Origin of the sequence: Scytonema hofmannii PCC 7110 (genome assembly GCF_000346485.2) — a bacterium.
Classification (GTDB): domain Bacteria; phylum Cyanobacteriota; class Cyanobacteriia; order Cyanobacteriales; family Nostocaceae; genus Scytonema; species Scytonema hofmannii.
In genome coordinates this window covers 242,119-260,741 of the sequence record NZ_KQ976355.1, presented here as the reverse complement: position 1 = coordinate 260,741, position 18,623 = coordinate 242,119, and the positions used below count along the sequence as shown (strand labels likewise).

The window sequence follows — 18,623 nt, the reverse complement described above, 5'->3', positions numbered from 1 at the left end:
ATGGATAAAGAGCAAAACAGCACTCTATATGCAATAGATGCCCTATCTCAACAAGTACCAGGTATTTCTAGTGCTAAGATGGCTTATTACTTGAGTGAAGTTTTAAATCAAGTCGAAGTGGATTATGAGAGTTTTCAAACCTCCAAAGTAGTGCCAGAAATTCAGCAAGCTGCTTTGATAAACCTATCAGAGCAAATCAAAGCTATTAATAATAAAGTCACAGATAACAGAACGAATACTACTCCTGATTTAGAAACATTTGAATTGGGTAAATTAGAATCGGAAAATAACCTAGAAACCAGTAATGAATCGAGACAAGTAGTTAACTCCAAGTCTCCAGATGGAAAACTAGAGACAAAACAGAACGAACTTAAGAATGAATCTCAAAATGGTAATTCTGAGGGCGTTACCATACAAAAGATAATTTCTTTGATATTAGATAGATTGTTAGAACAAGGAAGGCAAGCTGAAGCTGAAGGAAAAGAGAGAATTTATGAATCTCAGCAGTATACTGCTGCACTTCAGATAGAAGGAAACGAGCAAATCGTAAGTCTGGACAGAAACAATCCTAAAGAAGATAGTCCCAAAGAGGCTTTATTAGCATCTAAGACGACTAACGAGCAAGAGTTTAGAATTATCGTGAACACTCTAGAAAAAGATGAACTGGAAAAGTTCAATAGCTTAATAGCTGAGGAATCTGAAAAGAGAGCTTTGAACCTCCTGAAGGACAAAGATACAAAGGAACTATAAATCGAAAAAACCTGCCCATTGACCAAAAACAATCATCACAGAAACCTGCTAAAATTCTTACATCATTGGGCAGGAAACTCTTAGGACAAGCAACAATCGTTAAAGCCAGAAAATAGGAAGACACAAAAAAATCATCAAACATTCTATAAACAGCGGCTACAAAAAAACAACATGACAGTATCCATGCAAGAGAAACATGAATTGTTTCTAGAAAGTGCCTGTCTCTTTTTTTATGACTTTGCTTACTCATTGCTACCGCTCGAAAGTACTCTTTCGCTTAGATTAGCATCTATACCATAAGTTTTGCTATCACTTAATGTAAATATGATAGAGAATACAGAGCCATGACCTATTTCAGAGATGACTTCAACAGTTGCCCTATGAGCCTCAGCAATTGACTTAACCAAATGCAACCCAAATCTCATGCCCGAAACCTTATCATACCAATACGGATTGAACAAAAATGGAATTTCTTCTCTAGGAATACCTACCCCCGAATCTGCTACCTCTAATACTAAGTTATTTTCCCTATTAATTAACGCCAGCTTCACATAACCACTCTTAGTGAACTTCAAAGCGTTAAAAACTAAGTTAAATATCATTCTCCATAAGGAAATACTATCACCAAAAATTTCACAACCGTAGTGATAGCTTTCCTGTAATTGCATTTGTAAACATACATCTTTTGCAGCTGATAAAGATTTAAGCTGCTCATAAGTGCTTTCTATAATAGATATCAGGTTCACCCTTTCTATCTTATACAAATCAAGACCATTAGACGAAAGATAGGAACGTAGTGAAATTGTGTCTAATAACTTCATTAAGCTCTCATTACTTCTAGAAATGCTATCTAGAACTCCTGATATCTCATCCAAAGTGTTACCATAAACCCCTTCTTTTACGAATTGCAAAACTCTACTATTGGCCAAAAGAGGGTTATATAAATCATGAATAAGTTTTGCAAAAAAGATGTGGCTGTAAGATAACTTAGCTTCCTTATCATCAATAAACTGCTTGAATTGAAGCACTAAAGATATTCTTGCCAGCAATTCATCGTAATTAACAGGATGCAAAATGAAATTATCTATATTGATTTCTAAAGCATCAAAATGTTTAACAAAGTCAAGCTCGCATATTAATAAAAGCGGTATATGGATTTTTTTAAAATTACGAATTAAACCTAGTAAATCAAAAATCTCTGCATCAGTAAATTGTAAAGCGTCTATCAAAAGCATTTTAGGAGTTTTCTTATCTAGATATGTTATGACATCTAAAAAAGAAAAAACTTGAGAGACATGATAGCCATTTTTTTGAAGAAATAAGGACAACGAACAGGAGCAAACATCGGAACTTAAGAACAAAAGAGCTTGGTCTTGACTTTGGTTATTTTGCTCTAAAAGAGTATCCACAATATTCAGATTTCCTAGCAATAATCGTTATCATAAATACATTACTAAATGAACACCTCAGTAAAAATGCGCTTTTTTAGAAAATAGTTTGGTTTCAGTAGTTATCCTAAAAAACAAGCATTCGACATGAAAAATTAACAATATTTTTTGAGAACCTATATAGATTTGAGAAGTAACTTTAAACAAGATTTACTATGAATCCTATTTGCACTCATTAATTACAAACAACCTTGGCTGCATAAGAACCTAAACTCGAACAAAGCAAGCTCCTTAATTCGGGTAATTGTAAAAAAAGTACAAAACTCTTCTGGAACTTTATAAAAGTCTCGTAAAGATTACCATTATCGTATTCAATATGTTATTAGTAATATTACTACACCACCAAGAAAGCATAAGTTAAAAGAACCAGTATGATTCGTACCGTCTTAATTGAAGACATTGAAATAATAAGGCTGGGGATAATAACAGCGATTACAAGAACTTCAAATTCTAATATATCCGTGTGCGGGGAATCTGCCACAGGAGCAAAAGGGCTGGAGTTAGTCAAATCACTAAGACCTAACGTGGCAATCGTTGATATAAATTTGCCAGACATGAGTGGAATAGAATTAACAGAAAATATCAAGAAATTCGACAATTCAATCAAAGTTTTAATCCTATCAGGTGAAACGAAAAAAGAGATAGTAAAAGCAGCGTTCATTAGTGGAGCAGATTCGTATTGCACAAAACAGTTAGAAACTAAAAAACTTATAGACGCAGTTATAACAACTCACAGAGGCGAATCATATATAGATTCTGCTATAAGTAGAACATTGATTGGTATGTTAAACCAAGCAGACGAAAAGCCTGTTGAGAAAAAGAAAATAGTCGAAAAAGATAGTTTGACCAAAAAAGAAACAGATGTGCTGCGTTTAATGGCAGCAGGACTTACTAATGATGAAATAGCGAATAAACTGTATATATCATTAGGAACTCTCCGCAGTCACAGTCACAAAATCTATGGGAAATTAAAGGTGAAGAATAGAATGCAAGCAGTCGTCATTGGTATAGAAAGAAATTTAATTGACTACGAAGATGTTATGACCTCCAAAGGAAACTACAGCTTCGATAGCAAACAAGATATTTGTGCCACTCAGCGCTTAGAGGCGGTGCGCTCGTCGGTATATATCCCAGCTTGAACAGAAGCTCATCCCCCAACCAACCTTTGTTTGGTTGGGGGAACTTCCTCTTCAGTCTTAACTTTTTACCAATGCCAATAAATCACCAATAAAAGCTGCAATCAATCGGTTTTCTCCTAACAGTCTTAGAATCCTACCAAGCGCTTGCGCTATGGTAGGGGAGTGTAGGTGGTTTACTCAGGGAAAACAGAAATAACGCATTTCCCCTTAAGCTGTTGTCGCTGCTTTTTGCAAACCTCTATAGTATTCGCATTGATTTTTTGAATTTCCAAAGCTTGTCTACCAGCGCCAGATTTAGCCCATAATAAAAGATTTTTATCTTGCAGGCTCAATCCTTCTGGGCTGCTATAATTGCTAGCTGCAACAGCATAAATAACTCCACCTATCATTGCGCCCAAAGCCAAAACTGCCCCTAAAATTAAAGAAGCACAGTACAGCTTGATGCTGCCAAGATAAGTAGATGACAATACCTTGGGATCTGAACTTACAGATGTTGATACCTGACTCACCAGTTTTTCTGCAGCCTCTGCGATCGCTTTATTCTGCTGAACGAGGGCGACAGAAGATGCTTGCTGAAGCTTATTGTCAATCGCCACCGTCCAAGTTTCGACTAACGAGTTTAACCTTGGAGGCAACTGATCCATGAGAAATTCAAACTTTCCCAAAGAAGCCATAACCATAAACAAAGGATCTCTAGGGTTTATTCCCGACTGCTTTATCAACTGAACTATTTTTTGTTTTTCTTCTTTTGAATAATCCTGTAATGCTACATCTAAAGCGTCCATAATCAAAAAGCCAGTTTTTCACGTACAGATTCATCAGCGCTCAAGCCCAAATACCGAGAAACAGTAGAATTGTTGCTAATTTTCTCGTAGAAATCTTCCATCCAATTAAATATCATTGAGCGAAAAATTACATCAATGTCAGTGGATGAAACAGTCTCACTATAAGGCAGACTACAATCTTCCAATGCCTGATAAGCATAAATAGGTAAATTGTTCAAACATAGCTCAGCAACCTTAAATTGTGAAATAAAGCTTTGTACATCTGCCGAATCGTAATATTTAAAATATTCTCCAAAATGAAGATTTTTTACGAGCAGGTAGTCTGCCTCATTTCCGCAAAATTCCAGAAGTTCTTGAAGATATTCAACACAATCCTGGCGATGGGAAATAGGATGTACAAAAGTAACTCGGTAACCAATAGGCAGCAATTGCTCAAAGAAAAGCGTTTCTCTAACAAAAGTTTTAAATTGAGGGAGATGCTGCCCTGGTAGATCGGTCAATACAACTTCAGTCTCATCAAAAGAATACAAGTCAACTAATAAACTATCAGCGCCTCCTCTAGTAAGCTGTAGCTCTCCTACAGGCAAAAACTTGCTGTAAGAAGATAATTTATTACGTTGTCCGTTGTAGTAAGCACGAACAATAAATTGAGATTGAAGAAAGAAGTCCAAAAGCAACCTAGAAGTCGTAGATTTTCCTACTCTCGAATCGCCCGCTGTAATTAATAATCTCCTAGACATGGCTATCTTAGTCAAAAACCTAAGCTGTTTGCGCTGCTCCTAATTCTGGTGCTGATGTCGGTACTGAGATCGATTCCGGTACTAATGTAGGGGTAGATGTAGGAGATGATTCTGATACAGGAGCTTGTATCGGTACTGGGGTCGATTCCAGACCTAATAAATTTGTGGCTAGTGATACACTGTTTTCAAAAGCTAGCATCCAAGACTTAACTCGAGATTTGATAGCAATATTTGCTCCTTCATGGGTAAAAACATCACTAAAAGTCAGACTATGCTCGTCAATATAATCGTAGGGTCGATAAAACAGATCCGGCAGAGAAATTTCTTTCAAAGAAACAGATTTTCTCATTTTTTCTCGGATCTCCGAATCATTATAGCGTTCAAATTTATCCTCCTCACCATGAAATAAATTTTTGACAACAACATAATCTACTTTCTTGCCACAATATTCATGTAAAGATTCGATAATAGTAACAGAATCTTTGACTCTGCTAATCACAGAAACCATTGTTATCCTGTAATGAATTGATTTTAAGGATTCAAATAGATCTAGCTCCTTGTCAAACTTCTCAAAAAACTCGCCGGACTGAGATGGTAAATCCAACAAAGCTAAGGGAGGTCGCTTTTCATCTAAATCAATTAATAAGTAATCTCCCCCTCCACGAGTAAAAATATCAATCAATTTAACTCTTTGTTCACCAAAATGTCGATGTAATTGAGGATTCCGCTTATCTGCATCATATGCTGTAAACTGAAGTTTTTTATCCAAAAATATTTGCAACAGTCCCCTGGCAAAAGTACTCTTTCCCACACCTCCCTTGTCACCTGTTACGATAACAAACCGATTAAAGTTATTTAAAGATTCAGATGAAGATGCTTGAACTTTATTTGCGGATTTCTTTGAGATTTTTTGATTTTTATCTGATGTGCTGTTTGTCATTTTTAGAATCATCGTGTATTTTTATACAGAAGAAAGGTAGCTATGAGAAGTCAGTGTCTCCAGCGCAATGTATTTTCAAAACTAACTAGAACTAAATCATTAAGTCAAAGTTTGCCTCAAACTTCTTTGCTGAACTTACCAACCAGTTCAAATCAAACTTGTCTATCTCCTTAACAACACCTTATCCAGTAGGCATCTAGAACTCCAGCATCATCCTAAGAAAGCCTCTCGAGCGCCAAATTCAGTGTTTGTTGTTTGCAATTCACATACAGTTGGTTTATAAATATCCACACCATTATTTGAAAAATCAGCACAACATTCATCTTGGAAGGGCAGAGCATTAGTAGAATTAGACTCCCACAAACTAAAAACTAAAGGGCTAAACTCTTTGGATATCAATTCTATCTGAGAACTCATAAGAACAAGCGACTGACGAAGGGCAATTGTCGTATCTGTTGAAGCAACTCCCATATGCCTTAGAGCAAAAGGCTTCCAAAACGCTGCTACTGATTCCAAAATCAGTTCTGTGAGACTACTGTGATTAAATCTCTCGCTCAAATATGTCATAAGCATTGGATCGCAGCTCCACATTTGCTCAACGACGCTATCCTGCGAAACCTCACTCTGCGAAACAATACGCTCATTCATAGAAACCTTCATACAGTATTATCCTCGTGTATTTCACAACTCGGTTACTTAAATCCATATTGCAACGAATTACCCCGAATTGGAAACTAACAAAAATCTTAGAAACCCTCAGTATTTTTTCGTATTTTTTTCCAAGGGGTTCTCAACACCTGAATATCACGGGAGCAGGTAGCCCCGAAACACGTAGTTCAAGAAATTAAATGAAATAAATCTAATCCTGCCACTTCCAGTCCTGTCAACACACCATCGCTCGTATTTGTCTTTGTCTGATGGCGGTTGTTGACACCTGCCAACGCTACCCCAGAACGCAACAAGGGATTTTCTAGTTTCAAGGGTGCAAATTTTCCATATACGTTTTTGAGAGTGGAGTCCGGTCTTCAGAGTCTGGTAGTTAAGAGTCTAAAGCACGGGAGTCCAAACGTTGCAGTTATCTAGTGTCCGAAGTAATATAATCCGCGATCGCTCTTAGGATTTTTACTACCTGCTCTTTGTTAAAGTAAAATAACACATTTGAATCTTCTAAAAGCTGCTTGATTAACTCTGCTTTTTGGTCAAGTGGTAAAGTATTGCAAACTGTTAGAATTTGCTCTAAATTTTGTTGCTCGATCATCTTTTTCTCTATGAGAACGATTATTTGCAACTTATCATACATTTAATATCAAGCTATTTAAATTAGTATTTTCACGTAGCCAACTGCTGTCGAGTCGAATCTCTCATTTAGTTTTCAGCTTTATTCACGATTGTTCATTAAAAATAAGTCAGCAATGAGACGTAGAGCTTCTGCTTGCTCGGTAAGAGGTGCTTTGAGAATAAGCGATCGTAAGCTGCCGTCTGGGATAAAACCAAACAACTCTGATATGTACCATTTTTGAGCATCTATGGGTACAGCAAAAAGGAGAGCAAAGAGTTTCGATGCCCCCAAATCTGCCTTCCCATTACGAAAGCGAGAAACCATGACTTCCGAAATATCAGCAACCTCCGCTATATCCTTTGCTGAGATGTTAAAACGCTTGAGCATTTCATCAAACAGCTTTTGGCAAGGCTCAATTGGCTCATGGGTTATATTTGGCATTGTTTGCGTGCCTTGCTATTATGAACTATAATTTATTCGGTTAAACTATACGATATCTTAGGTCACATAGGAATGAACTATGGCGCTTAGATAGGTAACACTCTTATTTAGTCAAAAAAGTCAGCTATGTCAAGCAAAACACACATTTATTCAGGAGTGCTACAATTCATGTATAACGACTTATTAGACCGCTTCTGGCAAAGTCGCTGTATCGGTGGTTTCACGGCTTCCGACAACCCATCTTCCCAAAGCATAAAAAATTTGAGCTTTTTCATGTGGAGATGCCGCTAAGACCAAAGATGATAAGTCAGTAAGGTTACCTGACAAATACTCTACAGGATTTTTACCAGCAACCAACAGGCAAAAGTAAAGCTTAGAACCAGGAGCTAGACTTTCCATTGCTTCTAGCATTTTCTCCAAGCTCGTGTGCGTAACATCGCCACCCTTACTATTTCTAAATTGAGAAACATGGGAAGGGCTAATGTTGGCTTTGCGAGCCAAAGCTGCTCCGGTGACTCCGTACTTTTTTAGAGTTTCATCAAAAGCTCTACTGATATTCATCTTGACTTTTACATCACGTTCTCTAATAATAAACCTACAGTTCCCCTTTAGTGAAGTCAAGACCTCGCTGATGGGGACTATATCCTAAACCTGGGGGCAGAGTTTAGGAGAAAATAAACATTTATTTAATGATTATGACACATTAATCATTGTTTCGCCTATCTGTGAAGGGCGAACAACTTTAACTTCAAGATTCTTAAGGGTCGTCTAGCTTTAAGACGACACAGTAGTGTGTTGAAGTTAATTTCATAAACAGAATTGCCCTGACTTGCGAGCACAAGTGAGAGCAAAGTCCAAACAACTTACTTCTATTATGACAGAAAAACCGAAAATCGAACAGGAGCGTAAAGCCCCTCAAACTAGAGCAGAACAGGAGTACTGGAGAGCCGTTAGACTTTTAGCTCTCAAGCACGATAACTATCAATGCCAGAACTGTGGAGAAGAAGTTATTGAAATCAAGGAGATTGGTGATTGGAAGGGTGCTTTAGATAAGATTTTGGCTGACTCGTCTTTCTTCCCTAACCATAACAAGCGTCACCTATTTGGAAAATGGGTCTTGGCAAAGCTGGCGTTAGCTCAGACTACTTGCCGTATCTTGTGTATCGCTGTTCCTAATGAGGGGGTGCTTTAAATGACGAAACTCAAACGCACCACTCATAAAGCAAAAAACTTTTCTAAGGAGGAAGCACAAGGATACTGTCTAATGCCTGCTTCCCACTCCGCGATCGCTATTACCAATCGTCTTACAGGCTCTCAGTTTCGATTATGGCATTACTTAATGATGATTGACTCCGAGGCTGACCGTAACCGAAATGTTGCCAGCGCAGATGTTGAACGCCAAATACAGGATCGCCTCAAGCACGAACTAGGCGGTCAAACTGAAGTGGTTACTGCTGTAGGTCGTATCGATTTACTGACTTCCACTGAAGTTATTGAAATTAAGGAAATTAGTGATTGGAAAGAGGCTCTAGGTAAGGTCTTAGCTTACTCTGCCTTCAAACCAGAACACAGCAAACGAATTCACCCATTTGGAAAACCAGATTTGACAAAACTAGCACTAGCTCAGGCAACAGGATCGGAATTTGACGTTGTTGTAACTTTTGAGGAGGTGTGCGGTGAGTAGGAGTAAGGAGCAAGCTAAAACTAAAACCCCGCTACACCTGCGCTTAACTGCTGAGGATTGGGAAGAGTGTTGTAAAACTCTAAATCCAGCAGAAATTAAGGTTTTTATTTGGATTAGAGCATCAGACCCTTACGGTGATAGGGATCTAGAAATTAACTGTTCTGAATTAGGCAAGAGACTCGGATTGCATAAGAGTAGTGTTTCTAGAGCATTAAGAAGTTTAGACGAGAAAAAACTGATTGAAATAGAGCTAGAACAAGTTCGTGTTAAACAAAAAATATCTAACCGTAGGTTGACGCTTTTGTGCAAAGAAGAAAACGGGAGCGAAAGAGAGAAAATAGAAGAAAAAGAAACTGTTGCACCAGCGCAACGCAAGATGCACCAGCGCAACAGCAAGCGCACCAGTGCAACGCAAGATGCACCAGTGCAACAGCAAACGCACCAGTGCAACACCCAACGGACGGAATCTTCACACAGCAAGGATTCCAGCACTCCCCAAACTATTCAGACTTATTCAGACTTTATTCAAACTCTCTCAGACGAGGAGCGAGCGAGTTTTTTAAATTTTTGTCTTGAAAAAACTAAGAATCTTAGCCAGGAAGTGAATGACATTGAGGCTTGGTTAGCCCATACAACTAAAGCAGGGCAAAACCGTTGGGAAGTGTACTACGAAAAATTCACCTCCCACCAACAAAAGCAAGCTAGCAAATCAAAAAGCAATCTCAATAGCCAAGTGATGAAAAAGTTTACTGAGGAAATGGAGCAGAAATACCAGCAGGCACAAGCAAACTGGCAGAAGTCACAAGCAGAATCTTGTGAAACAGGAGGTACGGCATGAGCGAGCGCTTACCTCCCCAGAACATTGAAGCTGAAGAAGCAATACTCGGTGGTATAATGCTTGACCCCGATGCGATCGCCAGAATCTCGGCTCGTCTCGTTCCCGAAGCCTTCTACATCAGTTTTCACAGAGAAATTTATCGAGCAACGCTGCAATTGTACGGTCAGGGCAAACCCACAGATTTGCTTTCGGTTATCAACTGGCTGAGCGATCGCAACTTACTCGCTACAGTTGGTGGTAGAAACAAGCTAGCAACTTTGGTAGACCGCACGGTATCGGCTGTCAACATCGATGCCTTAACAGAACTGGTGATGGAGAAATACTTCAGGCGTCAGTTGATTAAAGTTGGTGCTGAAATTATGGAACTCGGATACGAAACAGAAACTGAGTTACCTATCATACTTGATCGCTCGGAACAAAAAATCTTTTCTCTTTCCCATCAAACTTTTAGCTCAAACACCGAACACAACAGCACGATCGCTGTGAACGCTTACTCGGAAATAGAGTCCATCACCCCCATCTACCGCACGGGAATTCACGAGTTGGATAAGTTAATCGTGGGGTTTGAGGGTGGACACCTTACCATACTTGCTGGCAGGCCGTCAATGGGGAAAAGCTTTGTCTCCTTGTTCTTAGCTCTCCAAATGATACTGCTCCACAACCGAAGCGTTGTCATTTTCTCTTTAGAGATGACCAAAAAGCAGCTGGAATACAGATTGTGGAGTTTGATGAGCGTGACACCAGCATACCAGTACCTGGGTTTGGTTCCTTTGAAGTGCGATCGCATCCGCAAACACCGTTCTGGCGATCTTCCCTTAGCTGACTGGGAGATTGTCAGCATTGCCAAAATTAGCGGTGTAGCTACAGATTTACCGCTCTATATCAACGATTCGAGGGGGATTACAGTTTCCCAAATTGCTTCCGAGTGCCGTCAGATTAAAGCAAAAGAGGGTCAACTGGGATTGGTCATCGTTGATTACCTACAAATGATGGCAGCACAAGACTTTAAAGGTGGAGGGAACCGCAGCTACGAACTGGGAGATGTTGCCAGGGGACTTTACAAAATGGCAGGGGAATTGGATGTTCCCGTACTCGCACTTTCGCAAATTTCCAGAGGAGTTGATAACCGGCAGTGCAAGCGCCCAATGATGAGCGATCTGAGCCAGTCAGGAATTTTGGAGATGGTGGCAGACAATATCATCTTTGCTTATCGAGATGAGTACTACAACCCCAATACGGATTTACAGGGAATTCTAGAACTGATTGTTGGTAAGTCAAGGCATGGCATGACTGGTACGGCAACGGTGTTCTTTGACAAGTCCTATGGAATTCTTAAAAATTTGGAGTCAGTTTGATGATTGCAAATGTAGTTCAGCAGCAATGGTTCATCTTGCGTGGTTGGTTAGATAACTCCGAGTGGGGAGACGAACCCCCAGACCCAGATGATGTTTGGGCGGTGGGCGATACGGCTTCAGCCGTTAAGCCTTTGGCTTATCGCGTTCGCCTAAAGGATGCCACAATTGAGGGAACTATACAGCTGACAAGAGACCAGCTGTTTTTAGACGCATATTTACCCCTCGTTTTAGTTCTATGGGATGGAAAATCAATACCCGTTCCGATTGAACCAGAATTGCTAGTCCGGTTAACACGTTTCATCCCACCAAGGCTCACTTGGAAAGCGCCTGAAAGCTTTAGTGATGAGTCAAAGTTAAAGCTGAAAAATAGTTCTGGGGGAAAGTGCAAGGTATGCGATCCCGAAACACCCAAGGGGAGCGAGCACTCGTATGTTGCCAAGCCCGTTTTAGAAGAACAGGCAAGCGAGAAGCCGAAGTTTGAGGCAACTGCACTCCGTGCGGTTGGACAACAGGAAACGCAACGCGATAAGCCCTTGGCTTTACGGAGTCAGCCGTATCGCAATACTTTTGATGCATCTTCAAAAGTTCTAAGGGATGAACATCTTTATTCAAGGGAAAAGATTCAAGAAGCCGCTACTCCGTCTTCAAGCTCTAACGACGTCCTCAAGTCACAACTGTTAATTGACAAACAATCCTCTACCTCAACACTCTCATTTAACGAGGGAATTCTTAACAAGGAGCTCTTAACAGGAGGTTTTGAGTGGGGATTTAACTCCACCCAAAACTTGAGACTTGTAGAAGTCGAAGTCTCTAACCCGCCGTCGCTTAATCGAGAACAAGGAACTGATGAGAGTGATGTTAAGGGAGAAATAGACAATCGGTCTACTAAAAACGGCGATGGGATCGAGAAGAAGGAAGGCGTAAGCATCACATCAAGGCAAGGAGCTTACATGAGTGTGGATGATAGGCCTTCAGCAGTTCTAAGGGATGACAAACCCTTTTCTCTAGAAAAGACTCAACAACCACCGAAATCAATTATTCATGTCACCTCAAGTTCCAGTGGCAGTTTATACCGCTACTTGAAAAACGTTCAGCTCAAATCCGGTAAAATTGCATCCTATCCTCGTGTTGTAGAACGCGATCCAGATAATCTCAATCACTGGTACTGGGGATACAATTACAAAGTCAAAGAAGACGGCTCGTGGAAATCAAAATCGCTCTCTCTTCCTAGAGATAAGGTTCGTATGGTGCGATGCATGATTGAGAGGGATGCACCTGTAGACGAAATCAGAGCTAGCCTGAAAGTTCTAAGGGATGAGTCAGGCAGTTTTCTAGAGAAAGAAGATAGTACAGATGCATCCCCTGACTCAAAAAAAGTTCTAAGGGATGACTTATCTTTTTCTCTAGAAAAACCTCAGGCTAGTGGTAGCTTGTGCTCCTACCTCAAAAAGAAGAAGCTCAAATCTGGGACAGTTGCCTCCTATCCTCGTGTTGAGGGCGATCGAGACCCAAATAACCCCGACCATTGGTATTGGAGTTATTGCTATGAGGTGTTAGTAGATGGGGAGTGGAAAGGGCGAACACTTTCAATACCCAAATGTAAAATTGTGACTGTGAGGGCGATGATTGATAGTCAAAAACCCGTAAGTGTGATTAAAGCTTTTCTAAGTAAAGAGAAAACAATCAAAGATAAAGGTTCTTAAGCTACAAGCCGAAAAAGCGCCAGTCAGAGAGATTTTCAAACTTTGTGGGCGCTGTACTTTGATTAGCTACTGTTCTTAAGTATTTTTTAACAAATGTTTGTAATTAAATGATGCTCGGAACAACCATTACGAACTTCCTCCATTTAATAAAGTTCTAGAGGACGAACATTTCTATTCTCTAGAAAAATTCAAGAAGCTACCGCTCCGTGTAATCAAAAAGCGTTTACAGCTTTTCTTGGTGCTGAGTGACTACCTATGGCTAACAACAACAAAATCCCTTTTAGGAGAGCGATAAGCCGGGGGAGGCTTGCGCCGAAGCGATAAGCGCTCTTTCAGCTTGCGCCAAGAGCGATCGAGGTTTACGGGGATTTCCTTTGACCACAGTTGTCGTCCTATCTATTCTAAGGGATGATTCAGTCAGTTTTCTAGAGAAAGAGTACCATGCAACTAAACCGACCTGTTTAGAAAAAGTTCTAAGGGATGACTTATCTTTTTCTCTAGAAAGACTACAGGCTAGTGGCAGCTTGTACAGATACCTCAAAATGGTCAACGCCGTGATAACGGCTACATTAATGCAACTGCAATGTGTGTAGCTCATAGCAAAGATGTTTCTGATTGGCTAAAAACCGACCATGCTTGGAATTTGGTTGCTGCTTTGGCACGAAAATTAGGTAGAAAACCGGTTCAAGCCAAAAACCTCAAAAGTAGTAATTCAGTATTTACAAGGGTTTCAGCCACTTATCCTACACTGCCCATAAGTGTAATCAAAGCTTTTATAGAAGGTGATGGTTAATTAACGGGTGAATATTGTTCCAATCTAATTCAAAGAGCAGGTAAGAAGTATTGGCTGCTTGCTCTTGAAGGGTTTTACAGTAGTCGTTCTATCTATTCTAAGGGATGAGTCAGCCAATTTTCTAGAGAAAGAGTACCGTGCAACTGAACCGACCTGTTTAGAAAAAGTTCTAGGGGACGACTCACCTTTTTCTCTAGAAAGACCGCAGGCCAGTGGGCTTCACAGTACTGTTAAGCGTTTCGCCCACCGAGTGCCAGATTTATCCGTCACAAAAAATAAAATCTGTTACAAGACGCGTAGCGCTCAGAACAGGGCGTCCTTGTCTGAATCCCCTGTCTTCAGGCCTCTGCCTTCTCAAACCTGTCAAGCCATGTCTTATACTCTATCCTGACAGATTAAGCGAGAGGACACCTTGAAAGGGCAACGCATCAGATACATCCGCGTCAGCAGCATTGACCAGAACCCGGATCGCCAAGTGGAACAAGTGGATTTAACGACGTTTTGTTTTCTTAGTTTCAGATGCTGTATTAGGTGGTGGAGTTGTCCATTTACAACTAAAAGTCTTTTCTATTAGCTTTTTCAAGCTAATCACTTTTACGTTTGCAGGATGAAATTCACCATCACGGCTTTGAATATTTGTAATCTCATAACCAATCTCTAAGAGTTCGTTAGTAACTAAGGTATCGCCAAAGTATCCGTATGAATCAGTTATTTGTTGGACATATCCAAAATTAGGCATATCCATTTCCCAACAAATAATATGATCGTTAATTATTAATGGATGATTAAATTCTTCACTGATTAAAAAAGTATATTTGTATTCAACACTTTTGTGAACAGATGCATCTAATTTATACTGATAAGTTTTTCTGAACAAGAAGCCACCGCTCCGTCTTCAAGCTCTAACGGCATCCTGAAGTCAAGTCCCTTTGCGCCAATTCGTCATTGCCTCATATCCCTATGTTGAAGGTACACGAGAGGAGGATAATCCAGACCACTGGTATTGGGGGTACTGCTACGAGGTGTTGGTAGAGGGGAAGTGGATTGGGCAAAGTCTCTCGGTTCCAAAACACAAAGTTTCGGTGGTGCAAAAGATGATTGGCGATCGCTTGCCTGTAAGTGCAATTAAAGCTTTTCTTAGTAAAGAAAAAAGTGGAAAAAGTCATATTAAAGACTAAAAATGCTAAGTCTTCAGTAGTATTATTTAAATTATTTGTAAAATATAAAACTTCTTGCGGGTGGCTGTTAGCGCAGCTGAAACCCCAGAGTTATCGAGGTCTACGGGAATTTCCGTAGACCAGTTAATTACCAAGATTGTTATTGGGCGAGAGACGGTCATTCAAGAAAACGCTCATAATCCTTTTCCAGAAAGCGTTTGAAAGAACTGACGAAATTCATTCACGGGTATTGGGCTTAAGTGCGTCTCGGAGAGAAGCCCTGCCGTAGGCGTAGCGTCTGTGCAAGGAGATTGCCCTGCATAGCATTGGCAGAGCTTACACGAGTGTGGATAATGCGCCTCCAAAAGTTCTAAGGGATAAAAAACTCTTTTCTCTAGAAAAGACTCAACAGCCACCGAAATCAATTATTCATGTCACCTCAAACTCTAGTGGCAGTTTGTACCGCTACCTGAAAAATGTTCAGCTCAAATCCGGTGAAATTGCATTCTATCCTCGTGTCGTAGAACGCGATCCAGATAATCTCAATCACTGGTACTGGGGATACAATTACAAGGTCAAAGAAGACGGTTCGTGGAAATCAAAATCTCTTAGTGTCCCAAGAGAAAAAGTTTACACGGTGCAGTGCATGATTGAGAGGGATGCTCCCGTAGACGCAATCAAAGCTTTTATTAAAGTTCTAAGGGATAAGTCAGACAATTTTCTAAAGAAAGAAGACTGTGAAGCTGCATCCCCTTACTCAGAAAAAGTTCTAAGGGATGAACCATTTTTTTCTCTAGAAAGATCGCAGTGTAACTAGACCCAAAAGTTTTCAGGGTGTAACTTAAAGGATAAAGTGGCAGTTTTTAAAGCATATAGTTTAGTTCTTTTTAGAAAGAATTCCTAGCTCATACTAATCCAGCAAAGAAATTATTTCTATCATCTATACAGATTATCACAAGCTTATGAAATATGTGTGAAATCTCCATCAAAACAAATACTAAAACAATAAATCATACAAAAATGAAATCAGGATGAAATCCTTGTAAATTTTCAACTAACAATAATATGTCATTGGGGAGATGTTAGTGTATTTGCAAAATATTATTAAATTGAAAGTAAATAAGCTTTGTCGCTAGATGTCATAGCGCTGGTGTAAGTCACTTCTACAATGAGGAGAATAAATATTGGACAACAATCGTACAAGACTGGGGCTGATTTCAGATTTTTTCTACCACAACATTTTTGACACATACACTCTAGAGCACCGGTACAAAAATCACAAAAACCCGGTTTCTTTAAGTTTTACCTACGAGATATCAAGCTTTGCAGGATAGAGAAACCGGGTTTTTTACCCTTTTTTTGACTACTGTACTGGCGCTCTAAGGTAATGCCACCTCGCATCTTACTTTTTCAACTTCAATTTAAGGTTGGTAAAATTTTTGAGAAACCAGCGAAATTTAGGAGCAGCATTGCTGTTTCAGCTATTATCACCCTCCTGAAATTTTTATTAATGAATAGGAGGGGAAATGCGTTGATATAAAAATACTTTCAACTAAAGATTCAGTAAAACAAAGCCTTATCTTGGCTGGTACATAAGAGAAAACTATCTGTGTCCTACAAATAAGAATTCAGTGAAAAGATGTGCCTTTAAACAATAATGAGTAAAAAGATGAACACAAAATTTACAATTTACAGTCTTGTTGCTTTGCTGACAGGCAGCACTATCACAATCCTCTCCATTACCAACAGCGTCAAAGCCCACGAGCTGATTCAGGCGCAAATTCCTAATACAAGCCCTATGCATTATAAACACGAGAAGAGGGTTGAAGTAGATAAGCCGTTTATTGAAATGATGATTCCTCATCATCAAAGCGCTATCGAGATGGCTGAAATTGCTTTGAATCGAGCCAAAAACCCTGAAGTTAGAAAGCTGGCTGAATCTATTATCGAAGAACAAACCCGCGAAATAGAGCAGATGCGGACTTGGTACAAGCAGTGGTACGGCACTGAAGTCCCTATGACTGGCATGAACATGGATATGCGTAACGAAATGGGGGAGGCAATGATGATTGCTATGCAGCAGCAAGAAATGATGGACAAGGAAATGATAGAAGCGCTGAAAAATGCGTCTGACGTCGATCGGGAATTTCTCCGTCAGATGATTCGTCATCACCTAATGGCAACGATGATGGCTGGCTTGGTTGTTAATAGTGCTAAACACCCCGAAATTAGAAATTTAGCTGAGTCTATTATCAAAAGTCAAAGTGCTGAAATTGAGCAAATGCAGCAATTGCTCCAAAGCATGAATAACTCTTAATCAAAAAACCTCTCATCAATCTCGCAAATAATGACTCAATTTCCGTAAACAAAAATGATGTGGTGTTGGGATTGGGGTGCAAAGTTTCAATTGGGTTCCCACAGCCACTACTGGCTAATTTGCGACGCAGCAAACGCATTTGATCTGCCACTACATTACTAGCAGGTTCTGCACTCACTTCCCAAAGCTGATTGCGAACCTGTTCTGTGGTCACAATTTGGTTTGAGTGCTTCATAAAATACTCTAGCAGCTGAAATTCTTTATTAGTCAGGCAAATCTCTTGTTGATGACCTGTAGCATCCCGAAAAATGACGGCACTGCTACCATAATCTAAAGTGAGATTGCCAACAGTCAGTTTTTGGGATTGGAAATGAGGAGAACGACGTTGTAAAGCTCGCAATCGTGCCAGTAATTCTGCCATACCGAACGGTTTTACCAAGTAGTCATCTGCTCCCGCATCTAGCCCAGCTACTTTATCTTCCATACTGTCTCTGGCTGTCAGCATCAATACGGGTAAAGGATTGTTTCTGTACCGCAACCGCTTGCATAATTCTAATCCTGTTGTTCCTGGCAACATCCAATCAAAAATAGCGACCGTATACTGAGTCCAGCTATTTTCTAAATATGCCCAAGCTTCAGTACCATCTATCACCCAGTCAACTAAGTACTTTTCTTGACATAAAGTTCGCTTAATAGCAGCACCTAAATCTGGTTCATCCTCTACTAGCAGCACTCTCATAAAACCTTTTAAAGATAAGTTCGATCTTCGAAAAACTAAAAAAAAGTCTGATTTTATATATTAATAATAGTTGATTTTAAGTTGATAATAGCAGAGAAAGTTTCTGAATATTTGAATTATTAATTAATGCTTTCTTACTATTGAACGAACGTTGAAGTTTCAATACTAAGAAAACCTCAATAGATCTAATTGCTATAACTTAGTAGGTGTGAATGAGACACAGTTAGTAAGTAATGAAAACTAACTGCTTGCAAGAGATCTATTGAGTTACTTTGAGTTACTTTTTATTATGGCAGCTAAGTATGAAATCAAGATGAAATATTAAGCTATATCAGAAAATTTTTATCCACAATTAAACCACAAGACCCCAGACAAAAGCTAGGGTCTTGTATTGGCTTATGTACTGTTAAACAAAATTAAAACTTGAAGAAATTTTTAGATATACCAAGGCCCATTTATAGGTAAGCTAAGGTTTATCTAATTGATAATAGCCGATTGCTAATAACTATTAATTA

Annotated in this window: 23 protein-coding genes; 12 read left to right on the top strand and 11 right to left on the bottom strand. The window is 39.5% G+C overall.

Going from position 1 to position 18,623, the window contains the following annotated elements:
* Positions 1-750 (top strand): hypothetical protein, encoded by a 750-nt coding sequence (locus tag WA1_RS50090; protein ID WP_017741088.1) that lies wholly within the window; start codon positions 1-3, stop codon positions 748-750.
* A 242-nt stretch (positions 751-992) separates the two neighbouring features.
* Here WA1_RS50090 and WA1_RS50085 read toward each other — a convergent pair whose 3' ends face one another.
* Entirely contained in the window at positions 993-2,159 is a 1,167-nt protein-coding gene (locus tag WA1_RS50085; protein WP_017741087.1) for a sensor histidine kinase, read from the bottom strand.
* Positions 2,160-2,569: 410 nt separating this feature from the next.
* Between WA1_RS50085 and WA1_RS50080 the strand changes: the two genes are divergently transcribed.
* Positions 2,570-3,337, top strand: coding sequence for a response regulator transcription factor (locus WA1_RS50080; RefSeq protein WP_017741086.1), 768 nt, complete (start codon positions 2,570-2,572; stop codon positions 3,335-3,337).
* A gap of 173 nt (positions 3,338-3,510) precedes the next feature.
* Here WA1_RS50080 and WA1_RS50075 read toward each other — a convergent pair whose 3' ends face one another.
* The 8 genes from WA1_RS50075 to WA1_RS50045 all read right to left on the bottom strand — a co-directional run bounded on the left by WA1_RS50075 (position 3,511) and on the right by WA1_RS50045 (position 8,083).
* The gene (locus WA1_RS50075) at positions 3,511-4,122 is read right to left on the bottom strand and encodes a DUF6753 family protein (protein WP_017741085.1); all 612 of its coding nucleotides are present in this window, start codon (positions 4,120-4,122) and stop codon (positions 3,511-3,513) included.
* 2 nt (positions 4,123-4,124) lie between these two features.
* Positions 4,125-4,862, bottom strand: a complete 738-nt coding sequence (locus WA1_RS50070; RefSeq protein WP_033334653.1) for a hypothetical protein — start codon at positions 4,860-4,862, stop codon at positions 4,125-4,127.
* Positions 4,863-4,881: 19 nt separating this feature from the next.
* Positions 4,882-5,802 carry a nucleotide-binding protein gene (locus WA1_RS50065; RefSeq protein WP_148663083.1) on the bottom strand — a complete coding sequence of 307 codons (921 nt, stop codon included), beginning with the start codon at positions 5,800-5,802 and terminating at the stop codon, positions 4,882-4,884.
* A gap of 210 nt (positions 5,803-6,012) precedes the next feature.
* Positions 6,013-6,462, bottom strand: coding sequence for a hypothetical protein (locus WA1_RS50060; RefSeq protein WP_033334652.1), 450 nt, complete (start codon positions 6,460-6,462; stop codon positions 6,013-6,015).
* Positions 6,463-6,638: 176 nt separating this feature from the next.
* Positions 6,639-6,782: a hypothetical protein gene (locus tag WA1_RS57945; protein WP_017741081.1), complete on the bottom strand. Its 144-nt coding sequence runs from the start codon at positions 6,780-6,782 to the stop codon at positions 6,639-6,641.
* A 95-nt stretch (positions 6,783-6,877) separates the two neighbouring features.
* Positions 6,878-7,060 carry a hypothetical protein gene (locus WA1_RS50055; protein ID WP_017741080.1) on the bottom strand — a complete coding sequence of 61 codons (183 nt, stop codon included), beginning with the start codon at positions 7,058-7,060 and terminating at the stop codon, positions 6,878-6,880.
* A gap of 120 nt (positions 7,061-7,180) precedes the next feature.
* Positions 7,181-7,522 (bottom strand): helix-turn-helix domain-containing protein, encoded by a 342-nt coding sequence (locus tag WA1_RS50050; RefSeq protein ID WP_017741079.1) that lies wholly within the window; start codon positions 7,520-7,522, stop codon positions 7,181-7,183.
* A 183-nt stretch (positions 7,523-7,705) separates the two neighbouring features.
* Entirely contained in the window at positions 7,706-8,083 is a 378-nt protein-coding gene (locus tag WA1_RS50045) for a helix-turn-helix transcriptional regulator (RefSeq protein ID WP_017741078.1), read from the bottom strand.
* 313 nt (positions 8,084-8,396) lie between these two features.
* Here WA1_RS50045 and WA1_RS50040 point away from each other — a divergent pair, with 313 nt between their 5' ends.
* The 6 genes from WA1_RS50040 (at position 8,397) to WA1_RS50015 (ending at position 13,895) form a co-directional block, all read left to right on the top strand.
* The gene (locus WA1_RS50040; protein ID WP_017741077.1) at positions 8,397-8,714 is read left to right on the top strand and encodes a hypothetical protein; all 318 of its coding nucleotides are present in this window, start codon (positions 8,397-8,399) and stop codon (positions 8,712-8,714) included.
* A complete protein-coding gene (locus tag WA1_RS50035; protein WP_017741076.1) occupies positions 8,715-9,206 on the top strand; it encodes a hypothetical protein in 492 nt (163 codons plus the stop codon).
* Positions 9,199-10,044 (top strand): helix-turn-helix transcriptional regulator, encoded by an 846-nt coding sequence (locus tag WA1_RS50030; RefSeq protein ID WP_017741075.1) that lies wholly within the window; start codon positions 9,199-9,201, stop codon positions 10,042-10,044. The genes WA1_RS50035 and WA1_RS50030 overlap by 8 nt, the downstream gene beginning before the upstream one ends.
* Entirely contained in the window at positions 10,041-11,399 is a 1,359-nt protein-coding gene (gene dnaB, locus WA1_RS50025; RefSeq protein ID WP_017741074.1) for a replicative DNA helicase, read from the top strand. The genes WA1_RS50030 and dnaB overlap by 4 nt, the downstream gene beginning before the upstream one ends.
* Positions 11,399-13,102: a hypothetical protein gene (locus tag WA1_RS54370; RefSeq protein ID WP_017741073.1), complete on the top strand. Its 1,704-nt coding sequence runs from the start codon at positions 11,399-11,401 to the stop codon at positions 13,100-13,102. The genes dnaB and WA1_RS54370 overlap by 1 nt, the downstream gene beginning before the upstream one ends.
* A gap of 532 nt (positions 13,103-13,634) precedes the next feature.
* The gene (locus WA1_RS50015; RefSeq protein WP_272819485.1) at positions 13,635-13,895 is read left to right on the top strand and encodes a KilA-N domain-containing protein; all 261 of its coding nucleotides are present in this window, start codon (positions 13,635-13,637) and stop codon (positions 13,893-13,895) included.
* Between the two features lie 490 nt (positions 13,896-14,385).
* On the opposite strand, the gene WA1_RS57940 is transcribed toward WA1_RS50015, so the two are convergent.
* On the bottom strand, positions 14,386-14,772 hold the full coding sequence (locus tag WA1_RS57940; RefSeq protein WP_017741071.1) for a hypothetical protein: 387 nt from the start codon (positions 14,770-14,772) through the stop codon (positions 14,386-14,388).
* 52 nt (positions 14,773-14,824) lie between these two features.
* Between WA1_RS57940 and WA1_RS50005 the strand changes: the two genes are divergently transcribed.
* The 4 genes from WA1_RS50005 (at position 14,825) to WA1_RS49995 (ending at position 17,369) form a co-directional block, all read left to right on the top strand.
* A complete protein-coding gene (locus tag WA1_RS50005; protein ID WP_017741070.1) occupies positions 14,825-15,073 on the top strand; it encodes a hypothetical protein in 249 nt (82 codons plus the stop codon).
* Positions 15,074-15,133: 60 nt separating this feature from the next.
* Positions 15,134-15,274, top strand: a complete 141-nt coding sequence (locus WA1_RS57935; RefSeq protein ID WP_158516803.1) for a hypothetical protein — start codon at positions 15,134-15,136, stop codon at positions 15,272-15,274.
* A gap of 124 nt (positions 15,275-15,398) precedes the next feature.
* A complete protein-coding gene (locus WA1_RS50000; protein WP_017741069.1) occupies positions 15,399-15,869 on the top strand; it encodes a hypothetical protein in 471 nt (156 codons plus the stop codon).
* Positions 15,870-16,721: 852 nt separating this feature from the next.
* Positions 16,722-17,369: a DUF305 domain-containing protein gene (locus WA1_RS49995; protein ID WP_026134417.1), complete on the top strand. Its 648-nt coding sequence runs from the start codon at positions 16,722-16,724 to the stop codon at positions 17,367-17,369.
* Here WA1_RS49995 and rppA read toward each other — a convergent pair.
* On the bottom strand, positions 17,305-18,108 hold the full coding sequence (gene rppA, locus WA1_RS49990; RefSeq protein WP_017741067.1) for a two-component system response regulator RppA: 804 nt from the start codon (positions 18,106-18,108) through the stop codon (positions 17,305-17,307). The genes WA1_RS49995 and rppA overlap by 65 nt on opposite strands.
* Between the last annotated feature and the right edge of the window lie 515 nt (positions 18,109-18,623).